Origin of the sequence: Bacillus sp. AP50 (assembly GCF_040492675.1) — a bacterium.
GTDB lineage: Bacteria > Bacillota > Bacilli > Bacillales > Bacillaceae_G > Bacillus_A > Bacillus_A cereus.
The window spans coordinates 1-15962 of sequence record NZ_JBEUTW010000360.1 but is presented as its reverse complement, the minus strand read 5'-3'; the positions used below and the strand labels follow the sequence as shown (position 1 = coordinate 15962).

Sequence of the window (15962 nt, the reverse complement as noted above, 5' to 3'; positions counted from 1 at the left end):
CTTCATTATCTCACAATTAATTTTTTTGAAATAAATCAAAAAATTTTTCTTTACTTTAAATTCTATAATTCATATAATCTTCTATGGAATTACATTTTTTTCTAAATAGCTCCTCATTTCTAAGTACTCAAAAAGGTAATTACAAATTATTACACCCTTATGTTTAACCAAGTAAAATAAAAATCCAGTTTTTCACAAGGAGAAGTGACTGCATGCAAGATATTTTAAAATTATTTCCGAGCGTTGACGGAAATGAAGAAAAACAACAACTTTTATTAGAATCTATGCAGAAAATAATTAAAAATCTTGACCGATTAAAAAATGAAGAGCGAGCTACTTTAGGTAAATGTGAGGAAAAATCAGAAGGATACTACAATGGCTTAATTCACCAAAGTCATATTCCACTAGCTGGCATCACTATGTCTGAGGTTATAGAAGAGCTAAACCAATTTATGAATGGCCATCCTTATCCAAATAAATACTACTTATCGAACGCCGTACCACTACCAAGTATTCCGTCATTATTGGGTCAACTAACCATGGCTCTTTTAAATGGTAATGGTGTTTGGGATGTCTATGGCCCAGGGGCAGCAGAAGCAGAAGTAAAAGTTGTATCCATGCTTTCAAAACTGATAGGTTATAATCCACATAATAGCGGCGGCTATACAACATGGGGTGGACAAGGTTGTGTATTTTCGAGCTTACGTTTAGCAATTTCTAAACAATTCCCATTAGCAAAAGAACATGGTGCTCCACAAAATGTATATTGCTTTGCTTCTGAAAATGCACACTATAGTTTATTAAAGTCAGCTGAAGCAACTGGCATTGGGTCAAATCACTTAATAAAAGTGAAAACTGATCCTTATACAAGTTCTATGGATATAGAAGACTTAGAGGCTAAAATGATACAAGTTATTGAAAATGGCGGTATCCCCCTTTATATTCTAGCTACTATGGGGTCAACAGATACATTTACCATTGATGATATAAAAAAAATTAAAGAAAGCGCTGAAGCAATACAGAAAACATATAAATTAAAACCTATTTATATCCATGCTGATTCTGCAATGGGCGGATTCTATGGTTTCTTTAATAATTATGATTTTGAAGAAAATCCACTCTCATTTGAACCTAATGTAAAAAATGCCTTACAATACGTACAAGATAAAATGCAATTTATGTCTCTTGCAGATAGTGTATGTTTTGATTTTCATAAATTAGGACAAACACCTTACGCTTCAAGCATTTTAATCGTAAAAAATCATACTGATTTACAACTGATGGACATTGAACAAGATGATACACCTTATCTTGGTAATAGATCATATGGGAGTTATCATACAGGCTATACCTTAGAATGTTCACGAGCTGGTAGCGCTATTCCCATGTATATCAATCTATTAGCCTTTGGAATTGAAGGATATCAAAAATTATTAGCAAATTATATTCGTGTAAATCTATTATTTAGAGAGAAGTTACGCAAGGCGCTACCTCAAGTCGCAATCACAAATGATTTTACATATGGACCAATTACAACTTTCCGTTTCTATATGAATGGAGATGGCCAAGAAAATTGGGAAAAAGAACGAATAGGCCTTGCAACAAAAGAAGAGATTGAGGATACAAACCGATTAAATATTGAACTATTTAATTACCTAGGGGAAAATCGCGATCAAGTATTTTTTGGTGATACAACTCGTTCTTGTGTAGTAGATGTAATAAACAGTTATGATAGAAATCCGATTTCTACATTGAAGTTCTTTTCAATCTCTCCATATACAACTGTTGAATGTATAGATGAGATCGTAGAATTTCTTTATAAACATATTTCGATTGCTACTAAACAGATTCATTCATATGTTTCATAACCATATTTGTTAGCGCTTTAATAGTTAAACTTAACTAGATGAAATAAAATTTTTAATCCTTTTAATTACTATTCACTATATCAGGAAAGAGGAAAAACATATGAATATAGAACTACTTGATACACACCACGTGAAAGATGCAGCACATTTACTTGCACATTCTTTTGTGAATAATGAACCTCTTGTAAGCAGTTTACAAATTCCTTTTGCTCCTTTTCACAAAATGTGCGAAGAAATGATGAAACAAGCTGTATCTCAAGCTATGTCATTTGTAGCAATAGAAAATTTTCAAATTGTTGGAGTTCTTTTAACCAAAAAAGTAACCCAGCCACTAATAGATACAGAGAAAGCGATTGAACTATGTCCGCAAATGGAACCTATTTTTCACCTTTTAGATACATTAGAGACAGAATCTATTGAGTTTTCTCATTTAGATAAAGAAAAATTGGTCTATCTAGATATGGGCGCTTGTCATCCAGATTGGATGGGAAGTGGTATAGTCACTACCCTGCTTTCACATGCCATTCAAGAAATAAGTAAAAGAGATTTTGATTTTATTGCTGCTTGTACAAATAAAATTTCTCAAAAAATCCTAAAAAAACTGTGTACGACCTATGAAATGAATGAAATAGTGTATAGTAATTTTCTTTATAAGGAAGCATACCCATTTGCTAATACAACAACTTCCTTAACAGCTCAATTACTATATATACCTCAATCTCAATTCGTCATCAAGGCCATATAAATTTGTGAAGAAGACTAGCTGTACTTTTGTGCAGCTACTTTTTTATATAGAGTAAATTAGTAATAGATATTCTTACATAAGTGCTACCTTTCACACTTTAAGTTCTTCGAATTCAATAGTCACTTTCTCAGCATGCCTTATTTCTCTGCTTAGCCTACCTAAATATCCCCTTCTATTTATTTCAACATGTTTCATCATGCTTTAATGTCATATGCTCCGTTTTTTCATCTATACAATTAACTTAGACACTTCTCCCTATTTAACGACTAATCTTTTACTTTTTAAGTAATGATTGATACACATCTTCCCACCCTTAAGTACTTGAAAATTCCCACCTAATAACCCCTTAACAATCCCTGTAATTCTTACAATTCTCTTTCATTTTATTTATCTATGCATTCATTCCCCATATCCTTTATCTACCTAATCTTCCCCAAAGAATCCAATGTAAAATTCATGATAAAAGAAAACAACCGTATCATATGTAGATTATTTAAGGAAAAAGAGTGAGAATTACTGGATTCCCCTTTCTTTTGACCTTTTTTAGAAGCTCTTTAAAGTCTAATTCTATTACATTCCTGCTTGGTAACATGTCTACTAAACATTAACAATTTGTATAGCTACATAAAGACTCTACTAATTCATTAAAGGAATCTCCTTCCCCCTATCGAATTATTGTAGAGGAAAGGAGAGGAATACATGGAAATTCTAGGATTAGATCCTCGCGCATTAGCGACCTTAGGTGCACTTGAATACACCAATCGTCGCAATAAATTAATCGAAGACTCGGAGAATAACATATACGAGTGTAAAGAAATAAAAGAAATACTTCAATCACTCCCTAAAGAGAAGCAGATTGAGGTTCTTGAGAATCAAGCTCACTTTGAAGCTGTGGCAAAGATGATTGAACAAAACAATTTAATTCTTTTAGAACAGATGAAAGCTCTACAACTAATTCAGAAATAATAAACTTATGATTGATTAATTCTACATATGCTTCCATAAATAATGTATCTTTATTTATACCATCAGCCTCTGTTTTTACAGAGGCTTTTGTTATGCGTTGATTCATATTTTGAATTTGAATGGTTTCTTTCACATGTACGAATAGATTTTCTAATAAACCTAATATAGACTCTAATTCTTGCTTTTTAATTCTCTCTATTACTACACTTATAAGCTCACAAAGTGCTTCTGCCCCTATTTATACCTTCTGAGTAGCACTGTTAAGTTAATAACCTTGTTTTGATGTAATAGGAAGCAAGCCCTTTAATCTCTATCTTTACTAGTTTCATTGCGCATGAACCTACTACCCTCATGAGGAGACCTGTGTAATATCTCATCCGTGTATTAAAATTATTATCCTGTAATGGGCGAACCATTACCCCAACGAAGGTTGAATCTATTTCAGATTGTACTTCCCATTCAAGGCACGTGGGGTATCTTTTTTTAAAAGGGTACTAATCTCTATCAATCTTTTATTAAAGAAAAGTGTATGTTCCACAATTGTTATGCTTTCCAGTCCTAAGAAACCTAGGCCGATGGTATATACGTTCAAAAACTGAAACTAAAACGGTTTCCCTGGAAATGCGTGTGTTACTCTCATTACTCCCTGACCGGTATTATAAACATAGAATGTCCAGTACTTATTTGGGTCCCTTAAATCATCGAACCAGCGGGCAGATGTAACTCCCGCGGGAACCCACTGATGAATAATGGTCGGCTCGTTTTCTCTCAGTCCACGATCAACCCAAGAACCTTCGCCAGGAGCTAATCCTGAAGGTGCTGGTCTTTGCCCTCCCTTGAAAAACAACTCAAGTATATTGAAATCTCCCTGTTGATTTCCCGGTTGCGCACTAAAACTAAGAGCGCCACCTCCCCGGACAACTAGTGGATAGCTTTGTCTAATGGAAGTTTCCTCCCCCACATATTGCCCAGGTTGTTGCGCATCTTGATAACCAGCTTGATAGCCGTCTTGATAACCAGCCTGGTATAAATCTGAATTAGGACCAGTTGTACGATTCGTTATACCATCGTCATAAGTATAAGGTGGATAATACGGGTTATACGGATAATACACAGACAATCACTCCTCAATTTAAATGTATTTTTCACGGTATTATATTTTGCTGTCTATGTGTTAGATGATTGTCTATACAAAATTGGGGGATTGCCTAACAAAAAACTATCTCCTATATCAGAGAATTGAACATAAACAAGATTTAACCCTATTTTATCTATGATGATTTTTTAAAGTACTCTATCCCTTTACTTAATTAAACTTAAACCGGTAACTCCCATAAGAATATTTCGTAATATACCTTTACTATCTATAATCAAATTATAGATAGTAAAGGTAATACATTATCTTTCACGATATAACACAAAGATAATAATTGTTTCGAAGTATTTTCATTAAATTCCATAATTACAAATGTTAAGAATATATAATTCCTCCTGTTTTAATTAGGTAATTTACGTGTTGACCATTTACGCTTAGCGTTTCTCTTTCCTTTTCAATTAAGATAATTGGGCATTTTAATTTATCCTAAGCATCGAATTTCCAACTTAAAATGTATACTAAAATAAACACTACATACAATCTTTCATTTCATAGAAAGATACAAAGTCACAGGAGCTATCCCACCCGCGCACACTTTCCGATAAAATTAACGATTATACTAATCAAACCGTGTGAAATGTCCTTCCCGCTCATTTCCCATGTAAATATGAAAAAAAGCACATGTTTAGGCTGCACGTGCTTTTATCATTCTATTTAAAATTGATATCGTGATTTTCCGTCTTGTCTTGCTGAAATTGTTTTTGTTGACGTCTAATTGTTGCTAGAAAAATTCTGCTTTTCCATAAATTTAATAACGCTCATTTCTTGTATATTTTTCATTACCACTCTTCAATAAACAACGACATCAAACTACTTACGAAAATTACTGTCTTATTTCTATCAGACGACAGTCACTGGCAATATGTAATCCATTGTAAAAATATCAAATCCATTCCCTCATACGATTTTCCCTATTATTATGTTTTAGCCTATACACAAATTAAATTGATGAATATATAGGTTAATGTATTAAATAAATTTACAAAAAGAAAGAGGTTAGATTTATGTATCAGAATCTATATCCATATAACTATTATAATAATCCAAATGAATTTCGTGCATTTGAGGTTGGACATTTTTATGACACGCAAAAAGATTTGAAAATAGAAATGACCCCTACTGGTCAAACACCTTTTCTATTTGTAATTCCTGCTGGAACACGTTTATTTGTACACAGAATTGACCATGAAGCAGGTCATGAGATGGTTACAGCAATATTCTCTTTTAAAGATAATGGGATGTGTACAATTAAATCTGTTAGAATGCCAACTGATATGCTTAACACCAGCGGAGCAAGGAGATTATAAATCTATAATACAACCACCAAGATAGGATAAGAAAAAAGAGTATTCATATCATGGTTTTTTTTGAACTACTCACCACTTAACGTCCTAACGGACTGTTTGAAGTGGGAGATTCCTGCGAACACCGATGTATCCACCAGTTATCTTAGCAAGCTCTACCCGCAGTCCCTACGGTGAGAACATAAGTATCTTGTACGCTGACTCACCACACTACCTAATTTAGCTTGGTTTTCGCAATTTTGAGAAGCGTGAGGCGATAGAACGTTGAAGATTTTACGGTTGCAACGTTTTTCTGCAACCAACCTCATATCTTCAGTTTTCGAAGAGCAATCAGTACAAGTAAATGATAGCAAATATGTTAGCTTATGCCAACCGACATTCATCTCCTACCTAAAATTGGTGTTTCACACCTTCACATTTTTGAGGAAGGAGTCTTCTGTCAGAAAACGATAAAAAAATTATTACTTTTACATTCACAGCAATAATTGTAATATAGACCATTCTCTATCTGAATTTACTCACTTACAAAAAGGGTTGGAACTTTTAGATACCCAACCTCTTTTTTAAATAACACTCGATATCCACCATTAGCGTTTTTGACTTCTCCAGACCTCAACAAATAATCACTACTCTTCAACTAACCAATAACCGATAGATTAAGTACATTTTTTCATCATAACTATCACCAGTTTAATATATATTTCTAAATCATCTACTTTTACATTTTTGTTTCAGATATTTTTTTAATGCTTTATTTAAACCAAAAAAGTACTCACGTATTAAGTGAGTACTTAAACAATATCCTTTTTTCTTTTTCTAATTGCTCTGTAAAGAGTAGCTTTTGATACATTTGATTTGTCATTTCTTCTATTTTTATTTTTTTTAGAAATGCTGCAACAAAATCTTTTAAACACTCAGGAATTAATACTTTTTAAAAATTCATTTTCTAATTCTACTATATTTTTTTTACGAGCTTTTATTTTTCTTACGGGCACCCCAACATATATATACCAATCATCTAAACTTTCCTTTACCATACTCATCGCGCCAACTGCCGTTCCTTCTCCTATTACTACATTTGGAAAGATAATAGAATGCGCACCAACAATGGCATGCTTTTTTAAAATAACTTTTCCAGCTTTCACATTTTTATATTGATGTGGAACAGTCGGTCCCATTAATGTATTTCCGCTAAAATCATCAATTGCTGCATATACAATTGTACTTGATGAAATATTTGCAAAATCATGCATTTCAATCCCCATTTCTCCTCCAAATAACGCTGTATATGCCGCTATATGCGAATAACTTCCAATTGTAATTTTGCCACTTAAAATGCAAAAGTCATCGATTCTTACATTATTTCCAACAGATATAGCACCTGGATTATATATGCTGGTTTTTTTACTTATTAATACATTTTCCCCGACAGATAGAAAGCCAATTTCGCTCAACTCTTCTTGACTATAAAAACTATTCATCTGTGGAAACCCCCTTCTGCATTAAACACATTATAATTTTCTCTACGATTTCTTTTGTCATTCCTTCCCATAAAGGTAGACTAATTATTCGTTTTTCTATTTTATTTGTATTTGTTAAATCTGTAGACTTATATTTTTTAAAGAAATCTTGTTGATGACAAGATGGTGAAAAATATGATCTAGCTTCTATCCTTTGCTTTTTCAACTTTTCTATTATCTGCATATTGTTAATTTTTTCTGAACCGAGAATAGGCATAAATTGATGAATAACTGCTTTTGTCTTTTGAACTTGCCAACCTTTTTTTATTAATCCCGTACTTTGTAATAACTGTTTATACCATTCAGAGATACGAGTTCGTTCTTGCATTTTTTGATTCCATTTATTTATCGTTGTAATCCCAATAGCTGCTGCATATTCAGTCATTTTACAGTTAAACCCCATCATCGTACATTCACGATTATGATCAAATCCAAAATTCCCCATTCTTTTAATTTGATTTATTTCTTCCTCATTATGACTATATATCATACCACCTTCACCAATTCCGAAAGGCTTTGTTGCATGAAAGCTATATACAATCATACCACTAAAATTCTGACCGTAATGTACACCCTCATACATTAATCCAAACCCTGGTGCCGCATCTACAACAACCGGAACACCCTTTTTCTCTAATTCTTCATAGTCTTTCAAGTCCATCCATGATCCGAATGTTGCATATGGAACAACAACTGCAACCTCTTCTTTTAATTCATCAATCTTATCCAAAAGTACCGTTTTATCCATACACCAATCATCCAATGAAATATCAATAAAATAAGGCTCCAAGCCACACCAAATAGCTGCCAATGGAGTAGCAGGGAATGTAAAACTAGGCATAAGAGCATACTTTCCTTCTTTTCTTTTCTTACATTGAATTGCCGCCATTAACCCTAGCGTTGCATTTGCTACTGTTGTAACTGCTCCCCTGTTCTGAAAAAATTCCGACATAATTTTTTCTTCAAAACGTTGATTTATAGGTCCATAATTTGTATATATGTGGGATATATCAATTCGCTCTAATTCATCTAAGTACTCGTTTGCAGGTACAATTGACGCACGTAAAAAAGGAATATTCTCCATATGCATCTATTCCTTTCTATCATTTTCGGACAATATAGAGCATATCCGTTTCAGATAATCCGAATTTCCTAGCAATTTCTATTCCTTGTTTCTCAGCTATGTTATACAATTCTACCTTAAAGCCCGCATCTGTTAATCGTTGAATAAATCCCGATCGATTATAAATCCTAACATGATCTTCTTGACCAAAGGCTAATTTTCTCAATAATGGTGTTACAATAGATTTATCCTCTATAATAAAATCTACATTCATTACGATTGGCACTTGAATAATTCCCCATCCATTTGGCTTTAGTACCCTATATAATTCTCGCATTGCTTTTTCATCGTCAGGCACGTGTTCTAATACATGACTACATAAAATAACATCAAAGGTATTATTTTCGTATGCAATTCTCGTAATATCAATTTCCTCCATTAAAGAATCCTTTGGTTCTAAATCCCCACATATATAAGTAATGTTTTTAAACTGGTTAAGCCATCCTCTTACCTTCACTTCAGGTGCAATATGAAGCATAGTATAATTCCTACTTAACAAATCCGTTTCTGTTTCAATGTACGCACGATACAACCTGTCACGATCCATCGAATAGCAAACTGGACAGATACCTGTATCTTTATTCCACATCTCAAATTCATATTTTAGAAAATCATAATGTGCTGGCCAAGGAGAAAAACTTTTAAATTCTTGATTGCAATATTGGCAATAACAAATATTTTTCTCAAATATATGCGTAACTAGTTTAATTAACCCGCTTTTTATCTTTTCATTATAAATTTGATCTAGTTCTCCACTTCTTACTGCATCCTTAAGTATAAATCCCGCATTCTCCAAACAATAAGATAAGCTCTCTTTATAATCTTGTTCAGAATTTAAAAACCCACTATTATGTGCATCTGTAATTAATTCAATCCATTCTTCAATTGTCATTAATATAAAGTACATTTGTTTTTGATTTTGTCCACTATGTTGTCTAAAGTAGCTAAGAGGTTCCTGTATATAAACTGCTTTTCCTTTCCTCATCATATCTAACCAAGTTGCAATGTCATTAATAGAAGAATATGCTTTCCCCTTAAAATAACCAAATTTCCCTCCAAAAAAATTACGATTAAACAAAACCGTTGTTGGTTCTCCAACTACGTTTTTTAAGTTTTTCAACATATAATTCCCTAGTATTTTCCCTTCAAAAATTGTAGTTTCTGTGGCAATTTTCATATTCAATGTTGAGGGGGGTAATACCTCTCCATTCTCATCAATCAGTTCACGGTACGACGTCACAAATGCAATGTTTTCTAATTCAAAAAAGTATTTCATCATTCTCTCAATCTTTTCAAGATGAAATAAATCATCATCTAATAAAAAATTTATATATTCACCAGTAGCAAGCTCTATACATTGATTAAAATTTTCAGCCACCAATGGATTTTCATTTTTAACATATGTTATACATTCATGTTCTTTTAAGTATGGCTGGATCATTGTTTTTACTTCATCATTTGTACTATCGTCAGAAATTATAATTTCAATATTTTCATAGGTTTGATTCAAAGCACTTTTGAGGGCTAATTCTAAGTAATGAGGTCTATTGTAGGCAGGAATTAGTATACTGACTTTTGGGAGGTGCGAGTTGATATTCATACGCTGTTTTTTCTTTTCAATATTTATTTTCTTTAGCTTGATTTGTTGATAGTAATCCAATGAATATAATATGGATGATGGAACAATTCTTCTTGCATAGTCTAGAAAATTTGTAATAGCTCTGTCTAACTCCTCTTCGGAGGATAAGAAACCATATTTTTCTCCAGCTATAATAATACTATGAGAAAAATCCTCTAACCCATCCATCATTTTATTAGATTCATTTAACTGCTGATTTGAATGTAATCGAAAGTAACTGAGTGTCTCCGCTATATATACTGCTTTCCCTTTACTCAGTAAGGATAACCATGAAGCTACATCTACGTTGCAAAGATACCGCCTTTTATCAAATACACCATACGGTTCTGTTAAATCACTTTTACGAAATAAAACCGTTGTCGGTTCTCCTATATAATTCTTTTGATTCATAATCACCATTTTTCCTAATTGTAGCCCATCTATAATCGTATCTGTAAAAAATAAACGCATCGTTGCATAAACATCTGGCAATAGGTTTCCTTCTGCATCCATTACTTGGCGATGGGATGTTACAAGCTTAATTTCATTATCTAGGTCATTTAAAAAGTATTTCATCATTTTTTCAATTTTATTTACATGAAATAAATCATCATCCATTAAGAAGTTTATATACTCACCTTTCGCTTTATGAAATAACATACGTGAGTTCTCAAATTGTCCAAGAGTTGACTTATTTTTTATATAAATAATATTTGAATGATCATACAAGTACTTTTGTAACACTTTCTCTGTTTCGTCGTTTGTACTATCATCCCCTATTATAATTTCTATATTAGGATACGTTTGTTCTAATACACTACATAAAGCTTTTTCAAAGTAGTGTGGACGATTATACGTAGGAATTAATACACTTACTAAAGGCGTTTGATTTATTTCCTTTTCATTTGTACCATTTTCCATTCTATTCCTCCGCCTTTTTATTTATTTTCACTTTTGAAATAGACATGCTACTACAAATCTATTTATTAGACGAACTAGATCTGAAAGGTGTTGCGAAAAACAAATAAATAGCTTTAAAAACAGCAGCTATGTTGACATAGTGTAGAATAAACCTGGATAACTTTTTTCGTCCCATTCTATTTATTTGTAAAATGCGGCATTCTTTTTTCAATAAATGCCTTTACCCCCTCCTTCACATCTTCTGTTTGAAATACTTTTCCAAAGTAACGCGCTTCAATCTCAAGCCCTTCTTGTAAAGGTACTGCTGCCCCTTCGCGAATTGCCAACTTCATATAGGCGAGAGCTGGAAGAGAAAATTTACTTATATCCCTTGCAATCTCTTTTGCTTTATTTAACGCCTCTCCTCGAGGGGTAATGTAGTTAACCAAGCCTATTTCTTTTGCTTCTTTAGCTGTAATCGATTTCCCTGTGAACATCATCTCTTTTGCTTTCCCTTCTCCAATTAATCTAGGTAAGCGTTGGGTTCCTCCAGCCCCAGGAAATAAACCTAACGTAATTTCCGGTAATCCAATTAAAGATTGTTCTTCTATTATCCTTAAGTCACAAGCAAGTGCTAATTCACATCCACCACCTAGTGCTAACCCATTAACAGCAGCTATAGTCGGTTTAGACAGATTCTCTAGTTGATTAAGAGGTTGGTGCAATTCTAATGATTTCATCTCGGCATATTTTTCACCTTTGCCCATCCAATCTGGAAATTCTTTTATATTCCCTCCTGCTACAAAGGCCTTTTCTCCACTTCCAGTTATAATTACGACTGAAATATCATTATCAATTTCTATTTCCTCTAATACATCTACTAATTGTTGAACTACTTCTAAACTTAAAGTGTTGACTGGTGGATTTTGAATTGTAACGACAGCAATACTTCCTTTTTTATTACAAGTTACTACTCGTTCATTCTTCATAAAAAATCCCCTTTTAAACTACCTAATTTTTCACAACACCAAGCATCTTTACTTCACTCACCATCAGCCTAAATTTCCAAATATGGTTCCGCTTTTAGAAATTCATCAATTTATTGTATGAACTGTAGAAGCATAAAATGAGCAATCCTTTCTTGGCACCATTTTATAATCACAACATATTTTTAAATTGTTCTTTTATTGTATTAATTTGGCTTCATGTTTCTTTGGTTTCCGTTACACAGTTTCTGAAGCTGGGATGACTCTTAGAAAAAATGAGATAAGAAAACTGATACATGAGGAACATTACATGAGAACAGTTTAAGAAAGACACTATTTTAGTAACCACTTATATTTAAGTCTTTTTTAACTAATTTGTTGTAATTACAATTGAAATACCCCCTCTTTCACTTCGTTTAGAAGTGGGGAATTCCTAAGTAAAGAGTTCTATCGAACGCTAAATAAAAAAGCTTATCCTTCAACACGTAATGATAAGCTTTTTTATTATTCTTTTCATTTTTTGTTTTCGGAAGTATTTCTTTAAGTTGATAGCAATGCGGTGCTATCCCATCACTATAAAGCTAAAACTTTATAGTGCCCCCAAAACGGAAGCAACGGATTGCATTTATATAAATAGCTTTTGGAAAATTGATAATTTTGTTCAGGGATACTTTAAGTTTTTAGCTTGAAGGGCATATAGTGCTACCTCATACTTAGTAATTAGGATATTAAACTTAAACGTGTTATTTTTAGCATTCTAAATAATCGGGTTCAATGTATTTTTCTGTTTCAGGAGAGCTTTTAATTTCTATTGGGTATTTCTTAAAAGCTACAACAGTAATCCTATCTTCTTGAACTAAACTTCTGGATTCATTTATAGAAGAGAAACCTGTTCGCGTTAAAAAATTGTATAGAGAGGATTTTGTCATCCAAAAACTAGTAACGTTATCTAATGATGCCCATTTTGATTTTAAACGTTCTTCTATTGATGAATTAGCAGAGTGTTCTAGCATTGTGTGTCCCTTATATTCATAATTTTTATAAAGTACTGACACATTAGGTGTAGAAGTGATATGAGTATCAATTATTACAAACCTTTTGCATACTTCATACACTTTTTCTAAAAAGTGGAATACATCTGAGCAGTCTAAATGATATAAAATACCCGAGCATAAAACAATATCAAATTGACCATATTTTTCAGCACTTAAATTTCTTACATCATCTTGATAAAAGGTTAAGTTTTCCAATCTTAATAAATCTTTAGCGAATATAGCTTTTTGTATGTTTGATTCTCTTCCTTCTATCCCTACAACAGTTGCTCCTTGCATAGCAAACTCAATAGCGTAATGCCCCTCTAAACAAGCTAAATCTAAGATTCGAAGATTTTTAAAATCACATTGTGTGATATCTTGAATCATTGTCACAATTTTTTTTAACGCAGGATTTGGTTGTCGAATATCTCTTGTATATAGAGTATCCGTTAATTTAATATCATAAGCGGTCCATTCACCATATTTACGAATAATGTTTTCTTTTTCGAGAACAAAATCTTTCATGATACATTTCGCCACCTTTAACATAATATTAGTGTAATATATACCTTTATAAGATCAATATATGTGTGTATAACTTGTATTTAGACGAAGGTAAACATTTTAAGTCTAATTCTAGAGTATTCCTGCAAAATAAAATTCTCACTAATAAAAAATATGTTATATAACTATAAAAACTCTACCAAATTATTAAAGGAATCTCCTTCCCCCTATCGAATTATTGTAGAGGAAAGGAGAGGAATACATGGAAATTCTAGGTTTAGATCCTCGCGCATTAGCGACTTTAGGTGCACTTGAATACACCAATCGTCGCAATAAATTAATCGACGGCTCGGAGAATAACATATACGAGTGTAAAGAAATAAAAGAAATACTTCAATCACTCCCTAAAGAGAAGCAGATTGAGGTTCTTGAGAATCAAGCTCACTTTGAAGCTGTGGCAAAGATGATTGAACAAAACAATTTAATTCTTTTAGAACAGATGAAAGCTCTACAGCTAATTCAGAAATAACAAACTTATGATTGATTAACTCTACATATGCTTCCATAAATAATGTATCTTTATTTATACCTTCAGCCTCTGTTTTTACAGGGGCTTTTGTTATGCGTTGATTCATATTTTGAATTTGAATAGTTTCTTTTACATGTATGAATAGATCTTCTAATAAACCTGGTGTAGACTCTAATTCTTGTTTTTCAATTTCCTCTGTGACAGCACTTATAAATTCCCATAATACTTTTGCACCTAGTAGTTCTGCTAATCGTTTTTCACGCATTTCAAATGTTTTCATGTTCATATTTAAACACTCCCCTTATTTAATGTTTTGTTAAAAATACTTAATAAATTTTATTGTTTTAGAAAAACCATAAAGAAACGAACTTCTCACCTCAAAATTACACATTTCGTGACATTATTCTTCAAAAAAAAGAGTCCAATCAAAATTTAGTACCTTAGCTATATTCTTTGCAACAGGAACACTCGGATTTCGTTCACCACCTTCAATCATTGCATACATACTTCTAGATATTCTTGCCTTACATGCAATATAATCTTGTGTTTTCTCTGTATGTTTACGTTTTTCCAATAACCACAATCTCATTATTCCCCACCCTTAATTGTCACGAAATGTGTATTTAATTATTATGTTATATGAAAAAAAGTATAAAATCAATAATTTTTACACATTTCGTGTACTTTATTAAATGTTACATATTGTGACGTTATAATTGATATAGAAAATACCTAAAAGGAGGTAGCGTATGTTTGGCACAAGACTACACACTCTTCGAAAAGAACGCAAACTGCGTCAAGAAGACATGGCAAAACAACTAGGGATTGCCCGAACTACATATGCAATGTATGAACAAGGGAATCGCGAACCTGATTATAATACATTGATAAAATTAGCCACTTTCTTTGAAGTATCAATTGATTACATCCTGGGTATAACCGAAATCAGACAAGTTACAGACTTACAAGATCCTGAGCTTCATCAATGGTTTAAAGATATAAAAAATGCTACTCCTCAAAAACGTGAGGAATTAAAAAAGTTTTGGGAGTTTATTATACAAAAAGAAAATTAATAAATATTAAAGACCTTCAGCTTAACAGAGTGGAGGTCTTCAGTTCGAGATTAGGTCCATATATTACGGAAAAATGGCATTCTATCAAAAATTAGAGCGCTTATTTTATATATCCAACGTACAATAAAGATTTCGCAATATATTAACTTTAATACACCTTTATGCCTAGAAGTTTCAACTAATAATTCTAGAAACTGCCTAATGAAACGACCTTTCTAACTTGGGAGTTCACTTCACTTTAAATGAACTAGATAATCAGAATACTCAAATTTTTTATAAACACATAGAAAATTCTTAATGCAAGGAATATCACGTTCTTTGTAGATTTTCAAAAAAATAAGTAAATAAGGAATAAAAATATCTATAGTATTTAGATATTTTTATTCCTTCATCATCCTATTAATTATAATTAGGGTACTTACTTACCAAATGACTCCAATATGCTATGCAAATTATCATTGTCTATGGAATCATTTGATGTTAAAAATCTAATAATCCTTTTATCGAACTCATTATTTCTACCCATGACTTCCTTAGCGATAGTATTTGCTTCTATTTCAACTTCTCTTTCTTCATAAGGGATACTCTTCATCTCTTCCAATTTTTCCTTAGTTAATTTTCCACTTTTAAATTGTT

At 32.3% G+C, this 15962-nt stretch carries 14 protein-coding genes; 5 read left to right on the top strand and 9 right to left on the bottom strand.

Features of this window, described 5'->3' with window-relative positions:
• Window positions 1–212 precede the first annotated feature (212 nt).
• From ABWK52_RS22345 to ABWK52_RS22335, 3 genes are all read left to right on the top strand, one after another.
• Entirely contained in the window at window positions 213–1868 is a 1656-nt protein-coding gene (locus ABWK52_RS22345) for a pyridoxal phosphate-dependent decarboxylase family protein (protein WP_098541630.1), read from the top strand.
• Between the two features lie 100 nt (window positions 1869–1968).
• Window positions 1969–2613 carry a hypothetical protein gene (locus ABWK52_RS22340; RefSeq protein ID WP_065845635.1) on the top strand — a complete coding sequence of 215 codons (645 nt, stop codon included), beginning with the start codon at window positions 1969–1971 and terminating at the stop codon, window positions 2611–2613.
• Between the two features lie 699 nt (window positions 2614–3312).
• Window positions 3313–3579, top strand: coding sequence for a hypothetical protein (locus ABWK52_RS22335; protein WP_000404243.1), 267 nt, complete (start codon window positions 3313–3315; stop codon window positions 3577–3579).
• A 601-nt stretch (window positions 3580–4180) separates the two neighbouring features.
• On the opposite strand, the gene ABWK52_RS22330 is transcribed toward ABWK52_RS22335, so the two are convergent.
• Window positions 4181–4693 (bottom strand): hypothetical protein, encoded by a 513-nt coding sequence (locus tag ABWK52_RS22330; protein ID WP_000291766.1) that lies wholly within the window; start codon window positions 4691–4693, stop codon window positions 4181–4183.
• Between the two features lie 1046 nt (window positions 4694–5739).
• Here ABWK52_RS22330 and ABWK52_RS22325 point away from each other — a divergent pair.
• Window positions 5740–6042 (top strand): hypothetical protein, encoded by a 303-nt coding sequence (locus ABWK52_RS22325; protein ID WP_000284558.1) that lies wholly within the window; start codon window positions 5740–5742, stop codon window positions 6040–6042.
• A 911-nt stretch (window positions 6043–6953) separates the two neighbouring features.
• On the opposite strand, the gene ABWK52_RS22320 is transcribed toward ABWK52_RS22325, so the two are convergent.
• From ABWK52_RS22320 to ABWK52_RS22290, 7 genes are all read right to left on the bottom strand, one after another.
• Window positions 6954–7520, bottom strand: coding sequence for an acyltransferase (locus tag ABWK52_RS22320; RefSeq protein ID WP_098541628.1), 567 nt, complete (start codon window positions 7518–7520; stop codon window positions 6954–6956).
• On the bottom strand, window positions 7513–8643 hold the full coding sequence (locus ABWK52_RS22315) for an aminotransferase class I/II-fold pyridoxal phosphate-dependent enzyme (RefSeq protein WP_098541626.1): 1131 nt from the start codon (window positions 8641–8643) through the stop codon (window positions 7513–7515). The genes ABWK52_RS22320 and ABWK52_RS22315 overlap by 8 nt, the downstream gene beginning before the upstream one ends.
• 19 nt (window positions 8644–8662) lie before the next feature.
• Window positions 8663–11221, bottom strand: coding sequence for a glycosyltransferase (locus ABWK52_RS22310; protein WP_098541624.1), 2559 nt, complete (start codon window positions 11219–11221; stop codon window positions 8663–8665).
• Between the two features lie 176 nt (window positions 11222–11397).
• On the bottom strand, window positions 11398–12189 hold the full coding sequence (locus ABWK52_RS22305) for an enoyl-CoA hydratase (RefSeq protein ID WP_061655964.1): 792 nt from the start codon (window positions 12187–12189) through the stop codon (window positions 11398–11400).
• Window positions 12190–12935: 746 nt separating this feature from the next.
• Window positions 12936–13745, bottom strand: a complete 810-nt coding sequence (locus ABWK52_RS22300; protein ID WP_353772137.1) for a class I SAM-dependent methyltransferase — start codon at window positions 13743–13745, stop codon at window positions 12936–12938.
• A 383-nt stretch (window positions 13746–14128) separates the two neighbouring features.
• A complete protein-coding gene (locus tag ABWK52_RS22295; RefSeq protein WP_061663539.1) occupies window positions 14129–14539 on the bottom strand; it encodes a hypothetical protein in 411 nt (136 codons plus the stop codon).
• A 114-nt stretch (window positions 14540–14653) separates the two neighbouring features.
• Window positions 14654–14842 carry a helix-turn-helix transcriptional regulator gene (locus ABWK52_RS22290; protein WP_087951365.1) on the bottom strand — a complete coding sequence of 63 codons (189 nt, stop codon included), beginning with the start codon at window positions 14840–14842 and terminating at the stop codon, window positions 14654–14656.
• A gap of 160 nt (window positions 14843–15002) precedes the next feature.
• Here ABWK52_RS22290 and ABWK52_RS22285 point away from each other — a divergent pair, with 160 nt between their 5' ends.
• On the top strand, window positions 15003–15326 hold the full coding sequence (locus ABWK52_RS22285) for a helix-turn-helix domain-containing protein (RefSeq protein WP_087951364.1): 324 nt from the start codon (window positions 15003–15005) through the stop codon (window positions 15324–15326).
• A 418-nt stretch (window positions 15327–15744) separates the two neighbouring features.
• On the opposite strand, the gene ABWK52_RS22280 is transcribed toward ABWK52_RS22285, so the two are convergent.
• Window positions 15745–15962, bottom strand: a 218-nt coding sequence (locus ABWK52_RS22280) for a hypothetical protein (RefSeq protein ID WP_353772136.1), incomplete at its 5' end; no start/stop codon positions are given.

What these genes read in the sequence shown, in the direction of transcription:
- ABWK52_RS22345 (WP_098541630.1), top strand. Translation starts at nt 213, where the DNA reads ATGCAAGATATTTTAAAATTATTTCCGAGCGTTGACGGAAATGAAGAA.
- ABWK52_RS22335 (WP_000404243.1), top strand. Translation starts at nt 3,313, where the DNA reads ATGGAAATTCTAGGATTAGATCCTCGCGCATTAGCGACCTTAGGTGCA.
- ABWK52_RS22320 (WP_098541628.1), bottom strand. Translation starts at nt 7,520, where the DNA reads ATGAATAGTTTTTATAGTCAAGAAGAGTTGAGCGAAATTGGCTTTCTA.
- ABWK52_RS22295 (WP_061663539.1), bottom strand. Translation starts at nt 14,539, where the DNA reads ATGAACATGAAAACATTTGAAATGCGTGAAAAACGATTAGCAGAACTA.
- ABWK52_RS22305 (WP_061655964.1), bottom strand. Translation starts at nt 12,189, where the DNA reads ATGAAGAATGAACGAGTAGTAACTTGTAATAAAAAAGGAAGTATTGCT.
- ABWK52_RS22290 (WP_087951365.1), bottom strand. Translation starts at nt 14,842, where the DNA reads ATGAGATTGTGGTTATTGGAAAAACGTAAACATACAGAGAAAACACAA.
- ABWK52_RS22340 (WP_065845635.1), top strand. Translation starts at nt 1,969, where the DNA reads ATGAATATAGAACTACTTGATACACACCACGTGAAAGATGCAGCACAT.
- ABWK52_RS22285 (WP_087951364.1), top strand. Translation starts at nt 15,003, where the DNA reads ATGTTTGGCACAAGACTACACACTCTTCGAAAAGAACGCAAACTGCGT.
- ABWK52_RS22315 (WP_098541626.1), bottom strand. Translation starts at nt 8,643, where the DNA reads ATGGAGAATATTCCTTTTTTACGTGCGTCAATTGTACCTGCAAACGAG.
- ABWK52_RS22300 (WP_353772137.1), bottom strand. Translation starts at nt 13,745, where the DNA reads ATGAAAGATTTTGTTCTCGAAAAAGAAAACATTATTCGTAAATATGGT.
- ABWK52_RS22310 (WP_098541624.1), bottom strand. Translation starts at nt 11,221, where the DNA reads ATGGAAAATGGTACAAATGAAAAGGAAATAAATCAAACGCCTTTAGTA.
- ABWK52_RS22325 (WP_000284558.1), top strand. Translation starts at nt 5,740, where the DNA reads ATGTATCAGAATCTATATCCATATAACTATTATAATAATCCAAATGAA.